Annotated in this window: 3 tRNA genes; all 3 read right to left on the reverse strand. The window is 47.5% G+C overall.

The features are described 5' to 3' along the window. Positions 1-648 precede the first annotated feature (648 nt). The 3 genes from HQ37_RS06895 to HQ37_RS06905 all read right to left on the reverse strand — a co-directional run bounded on the left by HQ37_RS06895 (position 649) and on the right by HQ37_RS06905 (position 933). Positions 649-725, reverse strand: a tRNA-Met gene (locus tag HQ37_RS06895). A 52-nt stretch (positions 726-777) separates the two neighbouring features. Further along, positions 778-851: transfer RNA gene (locus tag HQ37_RS06900), tRNA-Ala, on the reverse strand. An 8-nt stretch (positions 852-859) separates the two neighbouring features. Next, positions 860-933 (reverse strand) — tRNA-Ile (locus tag HQ37_RS06905). Positions 934-1,076 lie beyond the last annotated feature (143 nt).

Below are 1,076 nucleotides of genomic sequence, written 5' to 3' on the forward strand. Positions count from 1 at the left end.
CGTGTCTGTAGCCCTTTATACCTAACAACACCCGCTCGGCGTCGTGCTCTCAACGTTTCCGTCGTTTGCGAGTGCAAAGATAGAGCAAAAAATTTATTCCCTCCAAATATTTCTCAGATTATTTTTTGAGCAAAAAACAAAACTAAAAACCAAAAACAAAACAACATAAACAAAATCAATAACTTATAAATTATAAAGATTGTGGAGAAGAAATCACTCTAAGGAGGGTTTAAGGAGGGGGAGAAGACCAATCACCTCCATGAGAGGGGGGAGTGAGAGGGCGAAGGAAGGCAACCCAGCGGAACAAGAAAAGGGAGAGCTAGGGCATCCAAGGGGAGAGACTGAGGTATCAAGGCGGAGGAAGCACAGCCGATAGAGGCTAGGGCAACAGAAAAGGGAGGGGCAGAAAGAGGGTCAAGCTAAGGGAGAGAAGAAACAGAAAAGAGGATGAAGAGCAAAGGAAAGGGAGAGGAAGTAAGGACTCGGAGGGTATAGGAGAAAGGACAGAAGGATAGTAGAAGGAGGGAGAGATGAGACAGGGAGGAAGGAAAAGGGGAGGAAGAAGAGAAAGTGGCGATAGGGATGGAGGTAGAGGGGGTAAAAAGAAAAAGGATAGACCATGGTGGTGGTCCATCCTTGTGTTGACTTTGGTAGCGAGAGGGGGACTTGAACCCCCGACCTTCGGATTATGAATCCGACGCTCTAACCAGCTGAGCTATCTCGCCATCCTAAAATAAAAGGGACCAAGCTCGGCTCAATCCCTTATTCGATCTTTCGTGGAGGATATCGGACTCGAACCGATGACCCCCTGCGTGCAAGGCAGGTGCTCTAGCCAACTGAGCTAATCCCCCAAGAGAAGTAGTCCCAGGCAGATTTGAACTGCCGACCTCTACATTATCAGTGTAGCGCTCTAACCAACTGAGCTATAGGACTGTCATCCTTGTATCATCAAGGAAGAAATATCGATATTGACGAAGTGTAGTCGATTGGCGTTTTTGGGACGCTGAACCTTGAACTATTGAGAACCCTGATCCTCATTAAGGTCTCCAGAAAGGAGGTGTTCCAGCCGCACCTTC

It is taken from the genome of Porphyromonas sp. COT-239 OH1446 (assembly GCF_000768875.1).
Lineage (GTDB): Bacteria > Bacteroidota > Bacteroidia > Bacteroidales > Porphyromonadaceae > Porphyromonas.